Source organism: Demequina flava (genome assembly GCF_000975035.1).
Taxonomy (GTDB): Bacteria; Actinomycetota; Actinomycetes; order Actinomycetales; family Demequinaceae; genus Demequina; species Demequina flava.
In genome coordinates this window covers 1,062,265-1,085,014 of sequence record NZ_BBRA01000001.1, presented here as the reverse complement: position 1 = coordinate 1,085,014, position 22,750 = coordinate 1,062,265, and the positions used below count along the sequence as shown (strand labels likewise).

Here is a 22,750-nt window from a genome sequence, read left to right as displayed (position 1 = left end):
CCTGCCCGTGAGCGTCGCGGCCCTGAGCGCCATCGTCGTGATGGCGGCACTCGCAGTGAGTGCCGTCCATCGCACGAGGCGCCGCATGGGGGTCGTGGCGTGGGTGGTCAGCGCAGTGGCGTTGGCGCCAATCGTTTACGCGCCGTACGCGCCGTACGCACCCCTAGCGACCTTGCGGTTTGAGGTTTCCTCGCCAACGGCCGATGCCGTGGCCACCGGAGCGATGATCCTCGCCTGGGTCGCGGCAACAGCGGCCGTGGTGTGGGGCTGGAGGCGCGACCGCGATTCCGTCGGTGCCATGTGGCGCGCCGTGATCCTTGGATGTAGCGCAGTGTGGATCGCGCTGACGATGGCCGGGTTGCGAGACGAGGCGGGGCCGACCCCCAGCGTGATCGACTCCCCGCTCTACATGACCCATTGGGCGACTGCGATCGTCGCACTCATCTGGCTCACCGCCCTCGCGGTGAGCCGGCGGCCGCTACCGGCGCAGAGCTCGCTTGGCGCGTAGCGCCCACCCCAGCATGCGATAGCGCAGCGGCTTGAGCGCCACGTCCCACGCCGGGTCCACGTACACAATCTCGCCGAACTGCTGCTTGAACTCGCGCACACCCATCAGCGTGGGAGCACGGTCGGAACCCACGCCCATGAGGTCGTACTGCGTGATGCCCTCGGCCTTGAGCGCCGTGATGATCTCCCACTTGAGGCGAATGGCGGCGTTGGTGTTGCGTGCCTCCATGTTGCCCGCAGCGTAGGTGTCGCAGCCGGCGTTGTCGTACACGGTGGACAGCACCCAGGACACGGCGCGACCGGGCAACAGGTCACCATCGGCTCCGGTGTCGTGGCGGCGCGCGACCCACAGGCGAACGTGCTCGCCCAAACTCTCGAGCATCTCGAGGTAGACGGACGCGGGGAAGATTCCAAAGCCGTCGCGCTCGGCGGTCTCGCGATAGATCGCGTACAGCTCCTCGAACTCCTCCGGCGTGCAGTTCGACTCCTCGGTGACCGTCATCGCTTCATCCTTGAGCGTGCGCCGCGTCTTGTAGCGGCCGCGCTTGGAAAAGCTGGCGAGGATGTCGTCCTCGGACTTGGTGAGGTCAAGGATGACGGTGTGGTCGTAGGTGACCGTCTGCAGGAGCTCGTGCAGGTCGCTTGCGGGGTGCTTGGCGTGCAAGCGCACGAACGCAGCCCACGGAGCCTCCTTGCGCAGGTACGCAATCAGCGCCGCGCGCACCATGCGCTCGCGCTCAGGGGTCTGCTCGGTCAGCCAGACCGGACCGTGACGTGCCCACAGGTAACGGAAGCCGCGCCCCTCGTAAGCGCTGAGCGAGACCACTGCCACAGCATCGGCCCCCGCTTTGATCACGAGACGGCGCCAGTGCTCGCGGCCCTCGACGGCCTCGTCATAGGGGTCCCAGGCGGGTCCCTGCTCAATGGGCACGGGCTCGGAGCCAGTGCGCGCGAGCGCGAGGAAGTCGTCGGTGGAGATCTCGTCGATGTGGAGGGTGGCTGTCACAGTCACGAGGGTAGACCGCTTCCCCGTGGCCGGCGAGGCGCCTCCCCGCGCGGCCGCCTAGAAGCCGGTCTCGGTGGGCTCGGGATAGTACGTGCGGTACTTGCGAGCCAGTCGCACATCCAGCGCCCGCACCCACAGGCGCCGCTTGAGCGAGCGGTCCGCCTTGTAGCGCAGCGGGTGGGCAAGGCCGTGAGCCTTCTTGGCCGCTGTGACCTTCGCCTTGAGCGCGGGATCCAGCAGGTAGCGGCTCAGCAAGCGGAACGGCACCACGGAGTACAGCACCTGGGTTTCGGGGCTCGTGGGACCGGCCGATGCCGTGGCTGAGCTGGGAAGGCCAAGCAGGTCGTGGGCGACGGGTTCGGCGACGTTGGCTCCGGCTGCGGTCACGTAGAAGTTGTTGCGGCCGATGCGCGGGTTCATTTCGAAGAAGACGCGCTCACCTGTGCGGCTGGAGACTTTGTAGTCGAAGTTGGCAAAGCCCGTGTAGTCGGCGGCGTCAAGGAAGCGGCGGGCCTCGTCGAGCGCGTCGTGATCGAGCTCGGTGAGGATCGCTGCGGGGATGCCGAGTGTGCCGGGAGTGTGTTCCTCGAGCAGGACCTGTCCGCCGGCCAAGAGCGTTACCTCGCCTCTGGTGGAGCGGTACGCGGTGATGGAACGCATGTGGGTCTCGTCGCCGGGGACAAACTCCTGCACCAGAAACTCGCTGGGGTACTTGCGCTCCGCAAGGTGCTCGAGGACGTCAACAACCTCGGCCTCAGAGGCAAAGTGATGGATCTTGAGCTTGCCCGGGAAGTCGACCTCGAACCAATCTGCGCTTGCGGCGGGCTTGCCGATGAGTGGATACTCCAGGCCCCTGGCCTGGATCTCAGCCACGGCATCGGCCGGCGTGAGCGCGCCAGCTGCCACGGCATCGGCCGTAAATCCCACGTCCAACGTGACCGGGGTGCGAATGCCGAGGTCGTCGCATAGGCGCGCGAAGGTGGTCTTGGAGGACACCCGATCAAAGGCGTCGAGGTCACACAGCGGGATGTGCCAGCGGCTGTCGAGCTTGTCGCGGTTCTCCGCGAGCATCCGCACCGTCCAGTCAAGGTTGGTGAACAGGATGAGATCGTGATCTGGGTGCTCGCTCGCGAAGGTGTTGAGGTGGGCGACGATCGCGGACGGGTCGTCCATCCGGGGTTCGGGAATCCACTCCACGAGCGTCGAATGCTTCATGAAGGTCGTCCGCACCTTCGACATGACTTTGGGGATCCAGCCGTAGCGCTCGTGACCGGCGCGCAGGAACGCATAGACGCCAATATCCCCTCCGATGCCGAGGACGATCACAGGGCGGGAAGTGTCAGGCGCGTCAGTCACCCGGCCAGCATAGATCGTGTGCGCTGTTCGCCTACGGGAGATTCCTCACAGCCGCTAGCGCAGTGTCAGTCCGGCGGGGTATCCTGGTCTGCGCTCGTCTTCACCTACCTGGGTGAAATGCGCGCAAGCATCAACCCTCCTGCCACGGAACGTCCGTGGCCGTCATAGTCCAAAGGAGGTGGGTTACTCGATGCGTCAGTACGAAATGATGGTCATCCTCGATCCCGAGGTGGACGAGCGTACGGTTCAGCCGTCGCTCGACAAGTACCTGAACGTGGTCACGACCGACAAGGGCACCGTCGACAACATCGACATCTGGGGCCGCCGTCGTCTGGCTTACCCGATCAAGAAGAAGAACGACGGAATCTACGCGGTTGTGAACTTCACCGCTGAGTCCGCCACGGCCAAGGAGCTCGAGCGTCAGCTGGGTCTCAATGAGTCGATTCTTCGCACCAAGCTGCTGCGTCCCGACGCTAAGTAGCACCTGATCCCGACTGCAACCAAATACTCAACACGAAACTAGGGGAACCACATGGCAGGCGAAACACCCATCACCGTTGTCGGCAATCTGACGGCTGACCCGGAACTGCGATTCATCCAGTCCGGCGCCGCTGTCGTCAACTTCACGGTGGCTTCGACGCCGCGCACCTTCGACCGCCAGTCCGGCGAGTGGAAGGACGGCGACACCCTGTTCATGCGTTGCTCCCTGTGGCGCGAGGCCGCTGAGAATGTGGCCGAGTCGCTGACGAAGGGCACTCGCGTCATCGTGAGCGGCCGCCTCGTACAGCGTTCGTTTGAGTCCAATGGTGAAAAGCGCACAGTCGTTGAACTGCAGGTCGACGAGGTTGGCCCCTCGCTGCGATACGCCACCGCAAAGGTGAACCGTACGCAGCGTCAAGGTGGCGGCCAAGGCGGCGGCGGTGGCTTCGGCGGAGGTGCGCCGGCAGGCGGTTCCTCGAACGACCCGTGGGCAACTGCCCCCGCGTCCGACGAGCCCCCGTTCTAAACACTTGTAACCACTTCAGGAGCACAAGAAATGGCTAAGCCCGATATTCGCAAGCCGCGCAAGAAGGTGAACCCGCTTAAGGCGGCCAAGGTCGACAAGGTCGACTACAAGGACACCGCACTGCTGCGCAAGTTCATCTCCGACCGCGGAAAGATCCGTTCGCGCCGCGTGACCGGAGTTTCCGTCCAGGAGCAGCGTGAAATCGCGCGCGCGATCAAGGTCGCACGCGAGATGGCGCTCCTCCCCTACGCCGGCTCCGGCCGCTGATCGGGGGTCAGACATGGCAAAGCTCATCCTGACCCACGAGGTCTCAGGCCTCGGCATCGCCGGTGACGTCGTTGACGTCAAGGACGGCTACGCACGCAACTACCTGGTTCCCCGCAAGCTGGCCACCCCGTGGTCCGCTGGTGCGGAGAAGCAGATTGAGGCGATGCGCAAGTCGCAGCGCGCCAAGGAGATCGCTTCCGTCGAGGAGGCCCAGGCTGCACGCAACACCCTGCAGTCGGCCCCCGTCAAGGTGGAGGTCAAGGCTGGCAAGTCCGGCCGTCTCTTCGGTGCCGTGACCCCGGCTGACATCGCGACCGCCATTGGCGACCGCGCCAAGGTCGACAAGCGCCGCATCCACATCGGCCAGCCCATCAAGGCGCTGGGCGAGTACAACGTGGACGTGTCGCTGCACGGTGACGTCTCCGCGACCGTTGCCGTTCAGGTCGTGGCCGCGAAGTAACGCGTTTCATACAAGGCCCGGTGCCCACTTCGGTGGGAGCCGGGCCTTGTTGCGTTCGCGGGCCGATGCGCGGGTTGCCTTGGCTGGGCGCGCCCAGTTGTCCCCCGAACTGATTCTGTGGATATCTTTGCGGCCGACACGCCCATGTGCGACACGCCGAGGACTTTTCTGAATCACTTATCCCCAGCGTTCGGTTAGCCAAACTCCCTGGTACCTCACCTTTGCCTCGGGATGCTGTGGCATTATCCACATCGCCCTCCACAGGCGTTCCCGGGGCCCGTCCACAAGCTATCCACGGTTTTGGATGGTGTTGTCCACGGGTCATCCACGGGCCGAGTTGTCCACAGGGTGGCAGTGGCCCTACGTTGGCGTGTCAGTGCCTCGCGAGACACTGTTCTCACATCCCGAATCGCACGGAGGTAGCGCGCACCATGTCGGTGGAAGAACTCGAAGCATCGTACGGACCTGAGCCGACGACCTACGAGCGACTCCCCCCGCAAAACCTCGAAGCGGAGCAGTCCGTTCTCGGATCCATGCTGCTGTCCAAGGACGCCATGGCCGACGTCATCGAGATGGTCCGCGCGGACGACTTCTACAAGCCGGCCCACGAGGTCGTCTTCGACACCGCAGTGAAGCTCTACAACGCGGGTGACCCCGTTGACGCCCTCACGGTGGGCGCAGAGCTCCAGCGCATGAACGAGCTTGGGCGAATCGGGGGCGCGGAGTACCTCCACACCCTCATCTCCGTGGTGCCGTCGGCGGCGTCTGCTGGCTACTACGCCCGGCTGGTGCGCGAGCAGTCGATCCTGCGTCGCTTGGTCGAGGCCGGCACGCGCATTGCGGGCATGGGCTATGACGGCGACGGCGCGGAGATCGACGCGGTCGTGGACGGTGCGCAGGCCGAGATCTTCAAGGTCACTGAGCGCCGCAACACCCAGGACTACCTGTCAATCGGCGATGTCATGGAGCAGACGCTCGAACAGGTGGACGCCGCCTCCAGCCGCGACGGCCAAATGCTCGGCATCCCCACGGGCTTCCGTGACCTCGACGAACTCACCGGTGGCCTCCAGGCCGGCCAGATGGTGGTCATCGCCGCGCGTCCCGCCGTCGGTAAGTCCACGCTCGGACTCGACATTGCGCGATCCGCGTCGATTCACCACAATCGCGCCTCGGTGATCTTCTCGCTGGAAATGGGCCGCGAAGAAATCACCAAGCGTATGCTTGCGGCTGAGGCCAGCGTGAAGCTCTCCAAGCTCACCAAGGGCCCCATGGGTCCCAGCGACTGGGAACGCCTCGCGCAGACGGCCGCCAGCCTTGCGAAGGCACCGCTGTTCATCGACGACTCCCCCAACATGACGCTGATGGAGATCCGCGCGAAGTGCCGCCGCCTCAAGCAGCAGCACAACCTCGGACTCGTGGTCCTGGACTACCTGCAGCTGATGAGTTCGGGCCGCAAGGTGGAGTCGCGCCAGCAAGAGGTCTCCGAATTCTCGCGCGCGCTCAAGCTCCTGGCCAAGGAGATTGAGGTTCCGGTCATCGCGATCTCGCAGCTGAACCGTGGCTCCGAGCAGCGCACCGAAAAGAAGCCCATGCTCTCCGACATGCGTGAGTCCGGTGCAATTGAGCAGGACGCGGACATCGTGATCCTGCTTCACCGCGAGGACGTCTACGACCGCGACAACCGGCCCGGCGAGGCTGACTTCATCGTCGCCAAGCACCGCGCGGGACCCACCGACACCATCGCCGTGGCCTTCAAGAAGGACTACGCCCACTTCACGGATATGGCGCCCGATCTGTAGCGAGAGCTGCTGTTGAGCGCCGGCGGACGGTCCGCCGGGAGTGATTCCGCGTCCTCACGCGTTGTTGCCGGTAGATGCGACCCATCCGCTCACGCGTTCGTCACGAATGCCAGGATGAGCGAGCCGTGCCCCGGCGTCGTACCGTGTAGACACTGACCTGGGAGGACCCCATGATCCGCAAGAACCGCTTCGTGACCACCGCTGTGGTGGGCGTTGCCGCACTGTCCCTGGCCGCCTGTGCCACCGAGGCCGAACCCGGCGACGAGATGTCCGCGACCGAGGACTCCATGGAGGCCACGGCTGAAGCCACGCACGACGCAATGGAGTCCGAATCCAGCGACGACGCCATGGAGGACGACTCCATGGAAGAGGACGCGATGGAGGACGAGGGATCGGACGACGCTATGGCTGCCGATGTACCGGAAGAACTCCAGTTCACGACCGTGACGCTTGACGGAGAAGAGTTCAACGGCGAGTCGCTCGCGGGCGTCGACTCGATCCTGTGGGCCTGGGCCTCGTGGTGCCCCACCTGCCAGGCGGAGGCCCCTAAGGTCGTCGCCGCTAACGAGCAGCTCCCCGAAGGCGTGACGCTGTACGGGCTGCCGGGCCAGGCGGACATCGAGTCCTCGCAGTACTTCGTCGACACCTACGGCGTGGGTAGCTTTGACCAGATTTACGACGAGGACGGCTCCCTGTGGGCCAACTTCGGTATCGCCTACCAGCCGGCCTTTGTACTGATCAACGACGACGGCACGTTTGAGACCATTGGCGGCTCGCTCGACACCGACGGCATCCTCGAGGCCGCCGAGGAGCTCGCCTCCAAGTAGGGCGCGTTCGCCGCGTACGGCTTACACACAAGGGCCGGTATCCCACGATGGGATACCGGCCCTTGTGGTGTTCAGCGGGCCCGAACTATTGGCCGGCTGCCCGCTTGATTGAATCCAGGGTCGAGGAGTCTGCAGTGCGGATGGATGATACCGGCGCCTTCTGGGTTGTGTCGGTAGCGGAGTCGCCGCTGCCGCCCGAGCCGCCGGAACCTCCCGGCCCCCCGGGTCCGCCGTCGCTGGGCCGGGCGTCAGCGGAGCGTCGACCAGTGATGAACGCCCACACCACCGCAATGAGTGCGATCCCTGCCAGGGTCAGCAGGACAGGAGTGCCCCATGACCCGACAGCCTGTGACACGGCGGCCTGCGCGGAGATTGTGGCTTCGAGGACCGGCTCGAGGAACGTGATGCCGTAGCGCGGTAGGACCTCAGCCAGGCCAAAGACGACGACGTAGAGGCCGGCGAGCACCATGAGCACTCCGCCAATGCGCATGAGCTTCACGGTATGGCGCCGTAGCGCGGAAGCCAATCCCGAGCCCACGAGCGCCGCGGCGATGGAGACGAGCACGACCGATGTGCCCATTCCCAGTCCGTATGCGATGAACGGCGAAACCACGGCGACGGGCCCCGAGGCGTTGAGCGCCTGCGTGACGACCACCAGGAATAGCCCGATCGTGCAACTAAGCGACGCCACCGCGAACGCGGCTCCGTATCCGACCTGGGACCAGAACGTGGTGCGTGGCGCGGCCCCACTGATACGAAGGCCGGGACCGCGCATCTCACCCTTGACGGTCACGACGACACCGAGCCACACGAGCCCGGCGCCAATGACAATCGTCACGTAGGAGACGTACGGAAGGATCGAGGCCTGCAATGCGAGGCTCACGCCCCCGAAGAGCAATCCCAACAGCAGGAAGACGCCCAGGAAGCCCACGCTCATCGCGACGCCGAAGCGAATCGCACGGCGAAGGGCCGAGGCGCGGCTGACGTCGTCCTCGACGCTGCCGGTCACGATGGCGGTGATGTAGGCGGGGAGCAGCGCGAAGCCGCACGGGTTGAAGGCGGCAACAGCGCCAAGCACGAGCGCGTACGCAAGCGCAGCCGAGTCGATCATGAATCCTCCTTGGATGCCGGTGGGCACTCAAGTGTTCGAAGCCACAGGCGCCGCGGATGGGCGCCATGGCTACACGCTACCCGCGCCCGCCCAGCGCCCACTCTGCTTGCCCGGTGGACTCCTCGTCCCTCGTCCCTCGTGCGCCTCGTGCGCCTCGTGTGCCGAGCGTGCTCCGTGCACCTCCTCAACGATAATGAGAATGATTACCGATATGTGTTAGGTTTCTCGCAGTGGCAGGCGCGCTTGCGTCTGTCCTGTCCCGCCGGCACTGCGCCGGCCCATCTCGATAGAAAGGGATGGCCTTCCCCGGCCACAAACAGATGAAAAACTCTCGCACCGCAGCCCCAGCCTTGGGCCTGGTCGCGCTGCTCGCGCTCAGTGCCTGCGCATCCGACGAAGGCGAGGTGGACGCCGCCGCCTCGTCCACCCCCACCAACGAGGCAACTGATGCACATGCCTCCGACTCCGAACACCACGACGAGGCAACTGATGCCCACGACGACGGTGGAAGCGCGCAGGAAGCTGCCGCCAAGACGCCTCGCCTCGTAGCCACCTATGACGGAGGCATCGTGGTGCTCGACGCCGCTTCCCTCGAGGTCGTCGGCGATGTCGCCATTGACGGCTTCAACCGCGTCTCTCCTGCGGGCGACGGGCGCCACGTGGCCGTTTCCACCGAGGGCGGCTGGGCCATCCTCGATGCCGGAACGTGGTCACAGGGACACGGCGACCACGACCACTACTTCACGGCAGATCCGGCGCTCACCGACCTGTTCATCGAAGCCGAGACACCAGGACACGTGGTCCCCCACGATGGCCTGACCGCTCTGTGGGACGACGGCACCGGAAGTGTGACGGTCGTCGAGACCTCGGAGTGGACCGACATGGTCGAGCACGAGCACCTCCACGTGATGCGTGAGTGGACTGCCGACGAAGCGCACCACGGCGTTGCTGCTGTTGAGCAGGACGGCGACATGTGGGTGACCCGCGGCAACGATGAGGAGCGCACCGGCGCGATGTTGCTTGACGGGGAGGACGCTGAGGTCGTCGTCAGCGACGAGTGCCCTGGTGTTCACGGCGAGACCACCGTTGAGACCGCTGATGGCACGGAGTTCGTGCTGTTTGGTTGCAACGACGGCGTGCTCGTGTTCCACGGCGACCACGTGCACAAGCTGGCGACGGGTGGCGACTACGCGCGCACCGGCAATCTGCACGCCGTCGATGGCAGCGACATTGTGCTCGGCGACTTCAAGGATGACCCGGACGCAGGACTGGGCCTGGGCGAGATCACGCTCATCGACCCCGCGGCAGAGACCGTCACCGTGATTGACCCATTCCAGGGGGCCGGTGCCCTCTACACCTGGCGTGGCCAGGCTCGCGGCACTGACGGCGAGGCTCTGGTGCTGGGTACAGACGGCGTGCTGCGCACACTGGACCCGGCAACCGGCGAGCAGACCGCCGAGGCTCAGGTCATCGACGCGTGGGATGTCCCCGAAGAGTGGCAGACCGCCCACCCCTCCGTCACGGTCCTCGACGGCATGGCCTACGTGAGCGACCCCGCCACGCAGACCGTGCACGCCGTGGACTACGTGACCGGAGAGATCTGGAAGTCCGCCGAGGTTGGCTTCGCACTCAATGAGGTCACCGGCGTCACGGGCTAGTTCCTTCTCCCGTCACCGCGGGAAGCGGACCGCTCCCATCAGCCCGGTCCGCACTCCAAGGGCCGTCACCACGAACAGTGGTGGCGGCCTTCTTGGTGCCCGCCGGCATCGGGTATCGCGCCTCCTGCCCGCTCAAATGCGACTGCGCACCGTCAGCACGCCGGCGCCGGTAGCTCTTCTCGACCATCGCCACCTGGCGAGCGCGCGTGTGAGCCGAATGTGAGGGGCGCTGGGAACAATGAGAAATCGTATGAGTCATCAATGGACGGAGGGGCCGATGTTGCACTTGCCTTTCTTCAGTCATCTTGTGGCGTGCGCCCGCGCGCGTCGCGAGCTGGTGGGCTCAGACCGAGGCCTCGCCGCCACGTCACTGACCGTTGGCATCGTCTTGCTCGTGGGTGCGGCGGCTACCGTTGTCTATGTCGCGACAGACGGATTCGGCGGTGACGGCGCAGCGGCCGCGAGTCCTACGGCAGAAGCTGCGACGCCTATGGAAACTGCGGAGCCTTCATCGGAAGCGATCGTGGCACCAACGGAGCCTAGTAAGACCCCCATCAAGACGACGCAGGCCCCGGTGCCGGATCAAGACTCCGGGACACCGGCGCTGGCGATGGATGATGACGAGCCCGCACTGTCGCCCATGGAGGCGGCCTTCGCGGACGGGGATGCCGTTGTATGCACGTACACCCATAAGGCGTACGACGCGACCACGACGTTGAGATCGAAAGATGTGTTTCGAATTGAGCAACAGGCCCAGGGAGGCCTGGCCCATGTTATCCGTGGCCCCGATCGCACGCTGGTGTGGGTCGCCGGCATGACAGAGGCAATGGAGTTCGACACCGACGCCTATGAAGAGGCCGCGCCTGCTCGCTACCCCGGTTTCGAGCCAGCCGATTTTGATGACGAAGCCTTGTTTGCTGAGGGGACATGCCAGCGTGACGCTCCGGTGGACGACAGCTTGTTTGAGTTACCTGCCGATTTGCCGTCGGCTGCCGCGACACCTTAACAATCCCGAATCGTAGGAAGCGAGGAACTGGATGCCGACGACGCGTAGACGCCTCATCTCAGGACTTACAGCGGGCGTGCTCGCCTCTATAAGTGCCGTGGCTGTGACGGCCTGTGACGACGACCTTGAGGCTCAGGGCTACGGATCTGGCGGCGGGGGATCGTCCTCGCCGGAATCTCCCACGTCAGCCGCGACTGCCTCCGCCGACGAAGCCCCGCCCGACGATGATGAGGAGTTGGCTGGCCCCGACGATGGTGACGGTGAACCCGTCCAGGCGGCGTCGCCAACGAATTGCCTCGTGGGAACCTGGCTAGCCGACAACGAGAAACTCGGCGCGCTGTTCGAGGATGCTGCTGCCGGAACGGGCGCGGACGGCTCGGTCTCGGATCCGACCGGCAGTGTTTTGGTCACGTTTGGCCCCGAGGGGCACTACGGCGTCACCTATGAAACGTGGACCATGACATTGGAACAGGACGGCATGACCATCGAGCTTGTGCGCGAGGGCACTGATACCGGTCGCTACCAGGCTGCAGATGAAGGAACCGTCGAGTGGACCGAGGACACGGTGGGGTCAGTCGCCACGATGGAGAGCCCCGCAGGAACCATTGAGGTTCCTGGCGAGCCGTCCGGGGCCTCTGGAACGTTTGTATGCGAGAGCGATGTCTTGGAAATTACTGCCGAGGGGAGCGTGTCCGAGTTCGACAGGCAGTGAGAGACCGGTGCTCGCTGGCCTAGCGAGCTGGCGCTGGACACGGCGCGATCTTTCATGCGGCGACGTCGCCCACGGACGCGCCGCTCTAGTCCCGACGGCTGCATCACGCCCGACGTGACGGGCGGCCAGCCCGTGCCGTTGCGCGCGTCGTGCCTCAGCGGGAGCCTGGAGCGCGCTCATGGGTTCGCGGCCGATCCGTCAAGGCGAATCTACCCGGGGGAAGGCTCAAACTCGCCTGTCTGGGGTCCGATCGCGCCACTTTCTTCGTCCCTGATAGGGTCGATTTTTACTGAGTTGAAGGGGATCAGGAATGCTGGACGTTCTCGTGCTAGGCACAGTGAGCGCCAGCAAAGGCGGTCGCTCCTGCGCTCTCGGCGGAGCCCTCCAAAAAGGACTCCTGGCGCGGCTCGTTGTGGCGCGAGGGCATCCCGTCTCGCCAGCGTCCTTGGCCGAAGACCTATGGGGTGAGGACTTCCCGCGAGATCCCGTACATGCTCTCCAAGCAAGGGTTTCGCGCCTGCGAACGGCCATCTCCGCGGACATCGAGTTTGCGGACGGTGGGTACAGGCTGGACCCTGCGGAGGTTCACACGGACGCCGATCAATTCGAGGTGTTGCGTGAGGATGGGATTCGGCTTCTTGACTCCGGGTATGTGGCGGAGGGGGCCGAACGCCTCCATGCGGCACTCGACCTTTGGAGAGGGCCTGCGTTTTTGGGAGTGCCCGAGGTCGGAGAGGTGCGCTCGGCCGGAGTGCGCTTGGAGCGGCTCCGGATCGCAACGCGCGCGGAGCGGATCGACGCGGACCTAGCTCTTGGCAGGGGCCCTGAGGTTTTGCCCGAGCTTCATGCGCTCGTCGACGAGTCACCGTTTAACGAGCGGCACTGGGGTCAGCTCATGTCGGCCCTGTACAGCGACGGCCGTGCGAACGAGGCGCTCGATGTCTATGCACGTGCGCGCGAGGTGCTAGCGGAGGCGTTCGGTGCGGAGCCCGGCAGTGATCTCGGTTCGCTCCACGTCGGGATCTTGCGCGAGGAGCCGCCCCGGGCGCTGCTCCGACGCGCTGTGGGGCAGACCACGAGCGGCACGGGCGCACGACATGCGCCCCAGGACGTTGCCGGGCCCTCGGGCTCGCTCACGTCCAATCGGCCCGACCTGCTTGGTGGTGCGCTCCGCGAAGACCGAACAGTATTGCTTACTGGCCCAGCGGGCATAGGCAAAACCCACCTGTTGCGCACCATCAGCGCACAGCTCCAAGGCCGCCGGTTCTCGGCCCCCGTGCTCAGGGCGAGTGCCTTGAGTCAGGAAGTTCCACTGGGGATATTCGCGGGCGCGGGCGATGGAATGCCCCATGAGTGGACATCCGCCGCGGCACTCATCACTCATTTTTCGCGTCAACGGTCGAGGATGGTGTTGCTCGTGGACAACGTCGAGTTCCTTGATGACGCCTCACTTTTCGTGGTCACACAGCTGATTCGCACGACGAGGATTCCCGCGATCCTTACCTCGAGAACCCTGACTGAGGCTCCTCAGGAGATTACGGCGCTCTATGACAGCGGCGATGTGACAAGCATCGGTGTCGAGCCTCTCACGAACGAGGAAGCCGATGAACTGACTGCCCGGATCGTGAACGGTCCTGTCAGCCCCGCGGCCAGAGCCGCGATGCTCCGTGCCGCTCAGGGTAATCCGTTGCACTTGCGTGAAGTCGTTAAGGCATCGCTCGACGAGGGAAGGCTCGTGGACAACGGCACGGTCTGGGAGTTGCAGGGGGAACCTGCGTCCAGTGCTCGATTGACGCAACTTGTCGGTGAGCGGTGCCGCAGCCTGACTGCGACTGCCCGCGAAGGCGCGGCGAAGTTGGCGATCGCAGGGGAATTCCCAGATGCCGCGCTCGGGCAAGACGTGAGGCGCGAATTGGTCCGCGCCGGCATCGCTGAGTCCTCGACTCTCGGCTGGCTGCGTCTGTCGCATCCCCTCGACGCAGAGGTTCTCCGCTCTCAGCTTTCGGAGGCATTGTGGCGCGAGTTGATGGGCGAGGTGCTCGAGGTGCTGCTTGGCGAAGCGACTGCGCAGCGGCCCGTGGCGCGACGACGCGCCCACATTTTGGCGCTTGACCTCGACACCGTGATCGATGCGCACGCAACGCTCGAGGTTGCCGAGCACGCGCTCGGGACGTCGGACGAACGACTTGCGCTGCGCGCAGCGGAGTCGGTCATTGCACAGGCTCCGGATCTCGCCGACGCTTATCGGGTCGCGGGGCTTGCCGCCTCCTCTTTGGGGATGGCGGGGGACGCCGATGCGCACCTCGTCCACGCTGCGGAACGGGTGAGAAGTGACGCGGAACGCGCCTCCGTGGCTGTCGCCTGTGCGCGCCACCGTGGAATGGGTCGCCACGACGCACACGGAGCGCTGGCTGCCCTCGCCGACGCGGTGGCCCGCGTCGACGACCCAGAGGTCGCGGATCAGTTGCGGCGCGAACAGATGCGGTGGACGGCCGTCGCGGGGCTGTCCGGAGACCCCGTTGGAGCGCCGCACGAGGTCTCAGAGGCTTCAGCGGTCCTGGGTCTGATCACGGTGGGCATGTCTGGAGTGATCACGGGCCCTCTTGTGGAAGCCGAGTCCGTGCTGGCACGGCTACGGCGAGTCCCTGAGGCGACCGTCGAGCAGGTGCCGGGCGGGGCGTCCCTCATCGAACTGACCGAAGTGATGGCCCTGTCCAACACCGGCGACATGGAGGCTACTCGGCGCCGGCTGAACGCAAATATTGTTGACGCACAGGCGCGTGGGGCCGATGCGTTGGGTGCCTGGGAGTATGCGCTGGGGTTTACGGAGCTCGTCGCTGGGGATGTGACCCAGGCATACAGTTTGGCGACCGCAGCGTGCGCACACCTCCAGTGGCGTGATGTGGCAGGGCTCCTCCCCGCTGCCAGCGCGCTCGCGGGCGCGGCAGCGTCGGCGACATCGGGGAGCGACGCGGCGCACGAGCACTTCGCCGCAGTTCCTGAAGCTGCGCAGGGCGATCCAAAGGTCGTCATGCTGCGTGCGTGGGCACAGGCGTGGCAAGCAAACGCCGCTGGTGAGGCGGGTTTGGCGTCGCGGACGCTCGTCGACGCCGCACAATGGTTGCTCGCTGCTCAGCACAGCTTCTTCGCAGGGACGCTCGCGCACTGCGCCGTGCGTGTGGGCGAGAACGTGGCGGAGGCCGCCACGATCCTCGAAGCGGCGAAACATGTGGGCGGGGGCGGCCTCCTCGACTTGTTGGCAGAACACGCTGCCGCATCGGTGTCCGGCGACGTCTCTACGTTGGACTCGATAGCGAAGGACGCGCACGAGCTCGGCCTCGCCTCGAGCGCGGCCGACACGTGGCTTGCGCTTTCGCGCGTGCCCGCGAGTGGGCGTGGTGACAAACCGTCGGTGCGCGATCAGCGGTCCGCGGTCGATGAGTTGTTCTTCGCTGCGCCAGGCATGGCGCTCTGGGTGCGGGAGGACTAACCTCCCCAACGACGTGGGTGCGAAGCGAGCAGCGGTTCTCACGCTGCCCGAAGGCATGGGCCCGAGTTGCCCGGATAGCGAACCCTCGGTACTCGTCGGCTATTCACTCGGAACCGGCACGTCGTATTCCACCGATGACCCGCTATCCCGTGCGGTGGCCGTGACGGTCACGCTGTATCCGAGCTCGTTGCTCGTGAACTGCGACGAGGTGTCGTCCTCGAAGGTCAGGCCCCAGCCTGTGAACTGTGCGGGTAGAGATGCGAGGACGTCCGCTGGGGCCCGCTCGTCGGCAACGGTGACCGTGTAAAGGACGTAGGTGCCGCGGTCGAGTTTGGTGCTGTCAATGACGTCGCCAGACACCAGCGGGACTTCCGAGGGGAAGCCCTCTGGGACATCGGCAGAGGCTGTGGCATCGGAATCCTCTTCAACGGGTTCCGCCGACGTCGAGTTCACGGTGTCTGACGCGGCCTCGGTAGCTTGGGTCGTGGTACCCGCCGGGGCACTGTCGCCCTCGGCGTCAGACGAACATCCAGCTAGCACGACCGTGACTGTGATGGCACCAGCGAGCACTGCGACGCGAGCAGGCTTTTGTTTGTTGAACATGGGTCTCCTTCTTGTTAGGGATCGTGCCGACCAGGAGAGGTGGGCACCGTGCTGGGTCGTGGCAGGCGCGCTTCGCCTAGTCGGCGACAGGGATTACGGTGTAGCCCACGACGCTGTCGCTTTCGGAGTCGCCCTCGAGGATGGCGACCACGACGGACCAGTCACTCGTGGTGTATTGGCCGCCCAGAAGTGCGTCGTTCCAGTTGAGTTGTTCCCAGTCCGCGAAGTCGTTCCTCACCGCTTCTGCGACGGTCTCTGGGTCTCGGTCATCGGACACGTTGACGCTGAAGCCGCCCTCCTCGCCGTCCTCTCCGGGGATCGCGACGCCCGAGACAATGGATGTGGACACGAGCGGAACTTCATCCGGGAAACCGTCGGGGAGCGACTCGAACTCGATGTCGACCCCGCCTCCGGACATGCCCTCGACGATCTCCTCCGCCCCCTGCTCTGCCAACTGATCGGCGGCTCCGTCAATCGCACTATTGATTGGGTTGGAGCCGCAGGCGGTTAAAGATGCGGTCGCCACGACGCTTCCTGCCACTGCCATTGCCGGTGTGAGGAATCTCTTAGGTGTCATGGATGCTCCTGTTCGTGCTCTCGATGCTGCGTGATCACTCGGGTTCCAGTCGACCATCGCCCGCTCACAACCCGCTCACACTTGCGGGGCGGTACAGGGCAGACGCCACCACCCTCCTAGTGGTCATCGACCGCGTTGGCGCCCCGAGCATCGGCCCTGCGCGCGCCTAGGCTGAACGCATGGACGCGGCGACCCGGCATTGGTTGGACTACAACGCGTCGCAAGCGAGCCGCGTGTCGCCGCGCGACTTGTGTGCCACCGTCGTGGAACACGCCGGACCCGGCGAGGGGCGCACCGCTCTCGATATTGGTGCGGGAGCGCACCCCACCGGAACTAGCCGCCAGCGTCGCGACGCAGGTAGCGGATCTCCGGGAGCGGCTCGAGCTTCCCGTGCAGACCTGATCCACTCCGCGTACACGCTCCCGTGGTTGCCCGCCAACGCGCTCGCGGCGCTGTGGACGCGGATGACAGGCGCGCTCCTACCAGGGGGCATCCTTGCCGTCGACTTGTTTGGGGAGCGTGACTCGTGGGCGGGACGTCACGACGTCACCGTCCACAGCGAAGCGCAGGTGCGTGACATGTGCTCAGGGCTGGACATTCTCGACTGGGGAGGAAGAGGACGTGGACGGTTTGTCCGCAAGCGGGCCCAAGCATTGGCATGTGTTCCACGTCGTCGCGAGCCAGCATCGGCCCGACGCAAACTGACGGCCAGGGCAACTGAACCGCCCCAACCCCGCCGAGTATGTACGGCCAGGGGAAAAGGGGGCTAGAGCTCGCCCTTCTTCTGCAGCCAGTTCATGGCGACGTAGCCCAGCGGGATGCGCGCCCAGTACGTGATGAATCGGTAGATCAGCACGACGGGCGTGGCCACCGCGATCGGGACACCGGCGGACGTCAGACCACCGATGAGTGCGGCCTCGATGGCACCAATACCGCCAGGCGTCGGCACCACGGCGCCCACAGCGTTGGACAGGAAGTAGATGACGGCGACGTCCATGATCGCGAGGTTCTGGCCGAACGCCTCGAGCGTGCAGTAGAACGCGCCTACGTAGGCGAAGGTCTGGATCAAGTTGCCGGCCAGGCCTGTGAGCAAGCGGGTGGGCTGGCCAAGCACCTGCACAAGGCGCGGCCAGGTCTGGCGAATCGGCGGCATGATCTTCGCGATGACCCAGCGTCGCACCTTCGGGACGAACATGAATGCCACGATCACGGCCATCGTCACGCCGACAGCAATCAGCACGGACGTCGACGGCAGCGATGCCAGCGTGCCCTGCGAACCCGTGAAGAGTGTCAGCACGAACAGGCCGACCACGGTGACAATCACCGCGGACACCTGGACCAGGGCCACTGTGGCCACCGCGAGCGGCGTGGGAACCCTCCGCTTGGTCAGCAGGCGCAGGTTCAACGCCGCTGGCCCAATGCCGGCGGGCACAGCGAGGGCGATGTACGCCGCAGCGACCTGAGCGACAACGGTGCGCCACGGCGGCAGCTTTACCGGCGAGAACGCGATCAGCGCGAGGGCAGCGCCAATGAAGGTGAGCATGCCCCAGAACACGGCGCCACCGACCCACCACCAGTTGGCGCCCTGGAGGGCGTCGATGAGGTCCTGCGTGTTGAACCGCGTGATGATGAATGTGACCGCGATGATGGCGGCAACGAACGTGAAGATCGTGCGCCAGCCAAAGCGCGCGATGTCCTGCTGTTCGACCTCGGCATCGGGAACGAGCGTCACCAAACTCTCGCGAAGGCGGGACAACATGCCCTTGTCCTTCTTCATCGCCGCCCGGGTGTCCCGCGGCAACACGATCGCCTGCATGAGCGGCGCGACCTGCTCAACGACCTCTTCGCCCAACGCGCGGTACGCGGAGGCGGCGGCGCGCTCGGCACCCACGATGGTCGCCAGCGCCGCGAGGAGCTGCACGTTGTCGATGCGGCGAGCCAACGTCGACGTGGCGACCTCTCCCATGTCCCACGACGTGATCCACATCACGGGCGCGCCGATGCCGTCGTTGTCGCCCACGAGGATGGTGTCGGAGCTGAGCTTGCGGTGCGAGATTCCCGAGGCGTGAGCATGAGCGAGCTGGGCCCACGTCGCGTCGAGCATCTCGTCGGAGACCTCGTCCTCCGTGAACTCCGACAGCGGCCGTACAGCCGCAGGGCGTTGGTAGACGATCAGCATGGTGTCGCGGGCTTGGCTCATGCCGAGCACGCGGGCGGTACGGACGCCGGCGGTTCGGGCCGCGTGCGAAACCAGGGCTGTTGACTCGGCCGTCTGGCGAAGGCTGACCTCTGCGCGCGCGTCGAGCCCGCGGAAGCGAATCGTCTGCCACAACTTCGATGCGAAGCCGGCGGCGTGCTGATCACCGTCGAGTGCCAGCACAACGAGCTGGTGGCCCTCGACGGTCGTGACGGCGTAGACGCGCCCCGTGCGCGTGCGGCCGAGCGCAGAGGCGACGGCGTCGTCCTCTTCCAGCACGTAGTCCTCGGCCTTGTCCGAACGCACGATCCGCTTAGGCTCGAACCCAGCGCGGCGAATACCGTCAACAAGCGGCCCGCCGTACGCGCGGTCTGCCGAAGACCCCAAGAGGTACCGGAGCACCAGCCCGGTCGCACGGCCAATCAGCACGACCGTAATCGCCCCTGGCACCGTGACGATGCCGGAGATGATGCCGACCGCGGCGGAGATCCAGATCATCGGCCACGACCACGCGAGCACGCGACGCGTTGTCCGCAGTCCCGCGGCGGTGAGCATCGCGGCGACCGCGGCGAGGTACGCGGGAAGCTGGACGACCATCTCGCCCTCGGCGCCCGGGATCGACAGGCTCGCGATGAGCTCGTCGCTGCCCCACAGCAGGGTCGTGATGGCGGCGATCACGGTGACGATGAACGCGAGGATTCCCGCGCCCAGCACTTCCAGTATGCGGCGTGGCTCGCGGCGCACGCCAAGGTCGATGATGATGGCGGTGGGCACCACGACGGTGACGATGCCGGAGAAAATGTTGACCGGCGCCACGAGCAGTCGCTGGAGGACGGAGGCGATGCCCTCGACGTCTTCAGCGAACCCTGCCGTCGTGGAGGTGCCGTACGCGCCGAGGAGCAGCGTCAGCACGATTCCGAGCACCGTCACGATGAAGGCGATCATGTCCGTGAAGCGGTGCACGCGCTGCTCGGGCGCGTCGAAGACCGCGACTCCCTGCAGCGGATCTCTCTCTTCCGTCTGCGCAGGCGACTCTTGCGTCTGCTCAGATCCGGCCATGCCCAGAGTCTAGGAGCAAGCGGCCTTCTTTATGCGATACCCAGCTCGGTGAGCCACTCCTGAGGCACGACCTCTGGCCCGATGAAGGAGACCGCATCGAGCGTCCAGTGAGCGAAGATGAGCGGCGCAAGGCGGCCGGTGCGATGGAACCACCACGCAAATACCAGGCCCATCACGACATTGCCGAGCGCCATCGGCCAGCCTTGGTAGAGGTGATAGGCGCCGCGGAGCAGGGCCGATGCCACGATCGCCGCGGTCACAGACCATCCCAGATCCTTGAGCCGGGTCATGAGGTAGCCGACCACGATGGTCTCCTCGAGGACGCCAGCGACGGCCGCGGACAACAGCAAGATGGTCGCGGACCACCACGCATCCGGCAGGCCCGAGGTGTCGATCCGGACGGTCTGGCCCAGCGCTCGCGAGACGGCGTAGAGGGCCAGGCCCGGCAGGCCGATGCACGCCGCGAGCCCTAAGCCCATCGCCACATCCCGCCACCACGCCCGCGCGGGGCCGGTCAGGCCCAGCAGCGGTCGGATACGCCGCCCACCCGCGGACAACAGGTAGAGCGCGAGCGCAACTGGCATCAACAGATACGCCTGGTAGACGAGCTGTTGCACCATGTCGACCACGTCGATGTCGGAGCGCGAACGGTTGAGCTGAGCGACCTGATCGCCAATCACGGGCTCGGCCAGATAGCGCTCAATGAGCGTGAGCAGCGCGCTGATCGCGTAGTACCCCAGCGACAGCCCGAGCACGATGAGGACCTCGGCCCGCATGCGGCGCCGGCTAGGCAGGACTGTCTGGCTCACCCCGACACTGTAAGCGCAGTACGTGACTGGCCCCGAGCATCGGCCCTACGCTCGAATCATGACCACCACTGTTGTGAGCATCCGCCGCTACCCCGTCAAAGCGATGGGCGGCGAGTCGCTCGAGTCCGTCGAGATCGACGCGCGCGGGTTGGTGGGTGACCGGGCGTGGGCGGTGCGCGACGGGGATGACCGCCTGGCGTGCGGCAAGAACGGGAGCAGGTTTGTGCGCCGCGACCGCATCTTCGAGTACGCGGCCCACACCACGGCCGGGGGAGTCGAAATCGCGGGTCCGGCAGGTACGTGGTTTGCGGGGGACACCAGGGCCGATGCTGCACTCACCGCAGACTTTGACGCGGACGTGAGGGTGGCGCAGGAGAGCGACGTGCCGCACTTTGACGACAGCCCAGTGTCAGTGATCGGCACGGCCACATTGGACTGGTGCGCTCGCGAGTTAGGCGTCGATGCCGACCCCCGACGTCTCCGGGTGAACCTCGTAGTCGAGACCGAGCGCCCCTTCGAGGAAGAGGCCTGGGACGGCGAAGTGCGCATCGGCGACGTCGTCTTTCACACCATCAAGCGGGTCACCCGGTGTCGGACTATTGACCAGGAGCAGGACGGGGTGGACGGGCGCACCGCGTGGCTTAAGGCGCTGGGCGGAACGCGCGACCTGAAGGCGGCGGTCTACTTAGGGATCGACCGGCCCGGCGTGGTGAGTGTTGGCGACGGCGTCGTCACCGCGTGAGTAGCGCGTCTCAGCAGGTGCTCAGTGCCCAAAATCGCTGAAAATGAGCACTCAGCACCTGCCAGGAGTCGCTAGACGCTGAGGTAGCGCGCCACAAGTTGCTCCGCGAGGCCCACATAGGTGCCCGGCGTGAGTGCGGCCAGGCGTTCCTTGGTCTCCGCAGGCAGCTCGAGGCCGTCGACAAAGGTGCGGATCGCGCCCGCATCGATCACGTGGCCGCGCGTGAGCTCCTTGAGGCGCTCATAGGGGTTCTCCATACCGGGCACACCCGCGACGGCGGCGGCGCGCATCGCGGACTGGATGGGTTCCGCGAGCACCTCCCACGAGGCGTCGAGGTCGGCGTCCAGCGCCGCGCCATTAACACTGAGCGTGCCCAGGCCGCGCCGGACGTTGTCGATCGCGAGCAGCGAGTGGCCGAATGCGACGCCGATGTTGCGCTGCGACGTGGAGTCCGTGAGGTCGCGCTGCAGGCGGCTGGTGACGAGCGTGGAGCCCAGCGTGTCGAAGAGCGCCGCGGAGATCTCGAGGTTGGCCTCGGCATTCTCGAAGCGGATGGGATTGATCTTGTGCGGCATCGCAGACGAGCCGATCGAACCCTTCGCCGCTGCCTGCGCGAAGTAGCCCAGCGAAATGTAGGTCCATACGTCCGTCGCGAGGTTGTGCAGGATCCGGCCGTAGCGCGCGACGTCCGCGTACAGCTCGGCCTGCCAGTCGTGGCTCTCGATTTGGGTGGTCAGCGGGTTCCAGGTGAGGCCCAGGCCCTCGACGAACGTGCGCGACACTTCGACCCAGTCGGTCCCGGGGACTGCGGCGGTGTGGGCGCCGTACGTGCCGGTCGCGCCGTTGATCTTGCCCAGGTACTCCTGCTTGGCCACGCGGGTGAGCTGGCGGTTCAGGCGGTGCGCGAGCACTCCCAGCTCCTTGCCGAGCGTGGTGGGGGTCGCGGTCTGGCCGTGGGTGCGCGACAGCATGGGCTGACCGGCCGATGCTCGGGCCAGGTCCGCGATATCGCTCACCAGGGAGGCAGCGGCGGGAGCCCAGACCTGCTCGACGGCGCCCTTCACCATGAGTGCGTAGGACAGGTTGTTGATGTCTTCCGACGTGCAGGCGAAGTGGACGAGCTCGCTGAGCGGCTCGAGCGAGGTGCCCTCGATGCGGCGCTTGATGAAGTACTCGACGGCCTTGACGTCGTGGACGGTGACCTTCTCGATCTCGGCGTGCTCGGCGATGCCGGCACCGTCGAAGTCGGCTGGAATGGCGCGTAGGAGTGCGGTCTCGTCTGCGGTGAGGGCGCGGGCTCCGGGGACTGCGCCGGTCTCGCACAGGTGGATGAACCACTCAACCTCAACGTGGAGGCGGGCGCGGTTGAGCGCCGGCTCGGAGAGGTGGTTGACCAGGGGTGCCACGGCGCCGCGGTAACGGCCATCCAGCGGCGTCAGGGCCACGGCGGGCTCAATGGTCGTGAAGTCAGTCAGGGCTGCGGGGTTCCAAGAAGTCACGGCGCCATTGTTCCACGCACAGGCGCGGGTGGGCGGCGGAGTTGTCCACAGGTCGGGTT

Annotated in this window: 21 protein-coding genes; 13 read left to right on the top strand and 8 right to left on the bottom strand. The window is 65.8% G+C overall.

Going from position 1 to position 22,750, the window contains the following annotated elements:
• Positions 1–7 precede the first annotated feature (7 nt).
• Positions 8–508, top strand: a complete 501-nt coding sequence (locus AOP74_RS05140) for a hypothetical protein (RefSeq protein WP_061961265.1) — start codon at positions 8–10, stop codon at positions 506–508.
• On the opposite strand, the gene AOP74_RS05135 is transcribed toward AOP74_RS05140, so the two are convergent.
• Positions 479–1,513, bottom strand: coding sequence for a lipid II:glycine glycyltransferase FemX (locus tag AOP74_RS05135; protein WP_152649177.1), 1,035 nt, complete (start codon positions 1,511–1,513; stop codon positions 479–481). The genes AOP74_RS05140 and AOP74_RS05135 overlap by 30 nt on opposite strands.
• A gap of 57 nt (positions 1,514–1,570) precedes the next feature.
• On the bottom strand, positions 1,571–2,869 hold the full coding sequence (locus AOP74_RS05130; protein WP_236683723.1) for a carboxylate--amine ligase: 1,299 nt from the start codon (positions 2,867–2,869) through the stop codon (positions 1,571–1,573).
• Between the two features lie 190 nt (positions 2,870–3,059).
• Here AOP74_RS05130 and rpsF point away from each other — a divergent pair, with 190 nt between their 5' ends.
• From rpsF to AOP74_RS05100, 6 genes are all read left to right on the top strand, one after another.
• Positions 3,060–3,350: a 30S ribosomal protein S6 gene (gene rpsF, locus AOP74_RS05125; protein WP_061961263.1), complete on the top strand. Its 291-nt coding sequence runs from the start codon at positions 3,060–3,062 to the stop codon at positions 3,348–3,350.
• Between the two features lie 51 nt (positions 3,351–3,401).
• On the top strand, positions 3,402–3,875 hold the full coding sequence (locus AOP74_RS05120) for a single-stranded DNA-binding protein (protein ID WP_061961262.1): 474 nt from the start codon (positions 3,402–3,404) through the stop codon (positions 3,873–3,875).
• 30 nt (positions 3,876–3,905) lie between these two features.
• Positions 3,906–4,142, top strand: coding sequence for a 30S ribosomal protein S18 (gene rpsR, locus AOP74_RS05115; RefSeq protein ID WP_061961261.1), 237 nt, complete (start codon positions 3,906–3,908; stop codon positions 4,140–4,142).
• Positions 4,143–4,155: 13 nt separating this feature from the next.
• Entirely contained in the window at positions 4,156–4,602 is a 447-nt protein-coding gene (gene rplI, locus AOP74_RS05110) for a 50S ribosomal protein L9 (RefSeq protein ID WP_061961260.1), read from the top strand.
• A 431-nt stretch (positions 4,603–5,033) separates the two neighbouring features.
• Positions 5,034–6,401, top strand: coding sequence for a replicative DNA helicase (gene dnaB, locus AOP74_RS05105; RefSeq protein ID WP_061961259.1), 1,368 nt, complete (start codon positions 5,034–5,036; stop codon positions 6,399–6,401).
• Positions 6,402–6,571: 170 nt separating this feature from the next.
• A complete protein-coding gene (locus AOP74_RS05100) occupies positions 6,572–7,228 on the top strand; it encodes a redoxin family protein (protein WP_061961258.1) in 657 nt (218 codons plus the stop codon).
• A gap of 85 nt (positions 7,229–7,313) precedes the next feature.
• Here AOP74_RS05100 and AOP74_RS05095 read toward each other — a convergent pair whose 3' ends face one another.
• Positions 7,314–8,339 (bottom strand): cytochrome c biogenesis CcdA family protein, encoded by a 1,026-nt coding sequence (locus AOP74_RS05095; RefSeq protein ID WP_061961257.1) that lies wholly within the window; start codon positions 8,337–8,339, stop codon positions 7,314–7,316.
• 320 nt (positions 8,340–8,659) lie between these two features.
• Between AOP74_RS05095 and AOP74_RS05090 the strand changes: the two genes are divergently transcribed.
• From AOP74_RS05090 to AOP74_RS05075, 4 genes are all read left to right on the top strand, one after another.
• On the top strand, positions 8,660–9,997 hold the full coding sequence (locus AOP74_RS05090) for a hypothetical protein (RefSeq protein ID WP_236683722.1): 1,338 nt from the start codon (positions 8,660–8,662) through the stop codon (positions 9,995–9,997).
• A gap of 277 nt (positions 9,998–10,274) precedes the next feature.
• The gene (locus tag AOP74_RS05085) at positions 10,275–11,003 is read left to right on the top strand and encodes a hypothetical protein (RefSeq protein ID WP_061961256.1); all 729 of its coding nucleotides are present in this window, start codon (positions 10,275–10,277) and stop codon (positions 11,001–11,003) included.
• Positions 11,004–11,034: 31 nt separating this feature from the next.
• A complete protein-coding gene (locus AOP74_RS05080; RefSeq protein ID WP_152649176.1) occupies positions 11,035–11,715 on the top strand; it encodes a hypothetical protein in 681 nt (226 codons plus the stop codon).
• Positions 11,716–12,025: 310 nt separating this feature from the next.
• Positions 12,026–15,205: an AfsR/SARP family transcriptional regulator gene (locus AOP74_RS05075; RefSeq protein ID WP_082096002.1), complete on the top strand. Its 3,180-nt coding sequence runs from the start codon at positions 12,026–12,028 to the stop codon at positions 15,203–15,205.
• A gap of 99 nt (positions 15,206–15,304) precedes the next feature.
• On the opposite strand, the gene AOP74_RS05070 is transcribed toward AOP74_RS05075, so the two are convergent.
• Together AOP74_RS05070 and AOP74_RS05065 are read right to left on the bottom strand one after the other, a co-directional pair.
• Positions 15,305–15,808 carry a hypothetical protein gene (locus AOP74_RS05070; protein WP_061961253.1) on the bottom strand — a complete coding sequence of 168 codons (504 nt, stop codon included), beginning with the start codon at positions 15,806–15,808 and terminating at the stop codon, positions 15,305–15,307.
• A gap of 76 nt (positions 15,809–15,884) precedes the next feature.
• The gene (locus AOP74_RS05065; protein ID WP_061961252.1) at positions 15,885–16,385 is read right to left on the bottom strand and encodes a hypothetical protein; all 501 of its coding nucleotides are present in this window, start codon (positions 16,383–16,385) and stop codon (positions 15,885–15,887) included.
• 179 nt (positions 16,386–16,564) lie between these two features.
• Between AOP74_RS05065 and AOP74_RS12140 the strand changes: the two genes are divergently transcribed.
• A complete protein-coding gene (locus AOP74_RS12140; RefSeq protein ID WP_152649175.1) occupies positions 16,565–17,155 on the top strand; it encodes a class I SAM-dependent methyltransferase in 591 nt (196 codons plus the stop codon).
• Here the strand turns inward: AOP74_RS12140 and AOP74_RS05060 are convergent.
• Together AOP74_RS05060 and AOP74_RS05055 are read right to left on the bottom strand one after the other, a co-directional pair.
• Positions 17,152–19,641, bottom strand: coding sequence for a lysylphosphatidylglycerol synthase transmembrane domain-containing protein (locus AOP74_RS05060; RefSeq protein ID WP_061961251.1), 2,490 nt, complete (start codon positions 19,639–19,641; stop codon positions 17,152–17,154). The genes AOP74_RS12140 and AOP74_RS05060 overlap by 4 nt on opposite strands.
• A gap of 29 nt (positions 19,642–19,670) precedes the next feature.
• Positions 19,671–20,450 (bottom strand): CPBP family intramembrane glutamic endopeptidase, encoded by a 780-nt coding sequence (locus AOP74_RS05055; RefSeq protein WP_061961250.1) that lies wholly within the window; start codon positions 20,448–20,450, stop codon positions 19,671–19,673.
• Positions 20,451–20,508: 58 nt separating this feature from the next.
• Between AOP74_RS05055 and AOP74_RS05050 the strand changes: the two genes are divergently transcribed.
• Positions 20,509–21,192, top strand: coding sequence for an MOSC domain-containing protein (locus AOP74_RS05050; RefSeq protein ID WP_061961249.1), 684 nt, complete (start codon positions 20,509–20,511; stop codon positions 21,190–21,192).
• A gap of 71 nt (positions 21,193–21,263) precedes the next feature.
• Here the strand turns inward: AOP74_RS05050 and purB are convergent, their stop codons facing one another.
• Entirely contained in the window at positions 21,264–22,691 is a 1,428-nt protein-coding gene (purB, locus tag AOP74_RS05045) for an adenylosuccinate lyase (RefSeq protein WP_061961248.1), read from the bottom strand.
• Between the last annotated feature and the right edge of the window lie 59 nt (positions 22,692–22,750).

Coding starts and splice junctions, on each gene's coding strand:
- rpsR (WP_061961261.1), top strand. CDS start 3,906: ATGGCTAAGCCCGATATTCGCAAGCCGCGCAAGAAGGTGAACCCGCTT.
- dnaB (WP_061961259.1), top strand. CDS start 5,034: ATGTCGGTGGAAGAACTCGAAGCATCGTACGGACCTGAGCCGACGACC.
- rplI (WP_061961260.1), top strand. CDS start 4,156: ATGGCAAAGCTCATCCTGACCCACGAGGTCTCAGGCCTCGGCATCGCC.
- AOP74_RS12140 (WP_152649175.1), top strand. CDS start 16,565: ATGGACGCGGCGACCCGGCATTGGTTGGACTACAACGCGTCGCAAGCG.
- AOP74_RS05070 (WP_061961253.1), bottom strand. CDS start 15,808: ATGTTCAACAAACAAAAGCCTGCTCGCGTCGCAGTGCTCGCTGGTGCC.
- AOP74_RS05090 (WP_236683722.1), top strand. CDS start 8,660: ATGAAAAACTCTCGCACCGCAGCCCCAGCCTTGGGCCTGGTCGCGCTG.
- rpsF (WP_061961263.1), top strand. CDS start 3,060: ATGCGTCAGTACGAAATGATGGTCATCCTCGATCCCGAGGTGGACGAG.
- AOP74_RS05095 (WP_061961257.1), bottom strand. CDS start 8,339: ATGATCGACTCGGCTGCGCTTGCGTACGCGCTCGTGCTTGGCGCTGTT.
- AOP74_RS05050 (WP_061961249.1), top strand. CDS start 20,509: ATGACCACCACTGTTGTGAGCATCCGCCGCTACCCCGTCAAAGCGATG.
- AOP74_RS05060 (WP_061961251.1), bottom strand. CDS start 19,641: ATGGCCGGATCTGAGCAGACGCAAGAGTCGCCTGCGCAGACGGAAGAG.
- AOP74_RS05080 (WP_152649176.1), top strand. CDS start 11,035: ATGCCGACGACGCGTAGACGCCTCATCTCAGGACTTACAGCGGGCGTG.
- AOP74_RS05100 (WP_061961258.1), top strand. CDS start 6,572: ATGATCCGCAAGAACCGCTTCGTGACCACCGCTGTGGTGGGCGTTGCC.
- AOP74_RS05085 (WP_061961256.1), top strand. CDS start 10,275: ATGTTGCACTTGCCTTTCTTCAGTCATCTTGTGGCGTGCGCCCGCGCG.
- AOP74_RS05065 (WP_061961252.1), bottom strand. CDS start 16,385: ATGACACCTAAGAGATTCCTCACACCGGCAATGGCAGTGGCAGGAAGC.
- AOP74_RS05075 (WP_082096002.1), top strand. CDS start 12,026: ATGCTGGACGTTCTCGTGCTAGGCACAGTGAGCGCCAGCAAAGGCGGT.
- AOP74_RS05120 (WP_061961262.1), top strand. CDS start 3,402: ATGGCAGGCGAAACACCCATCACCGTTGTCGGCAATCTGACGGCTGAC.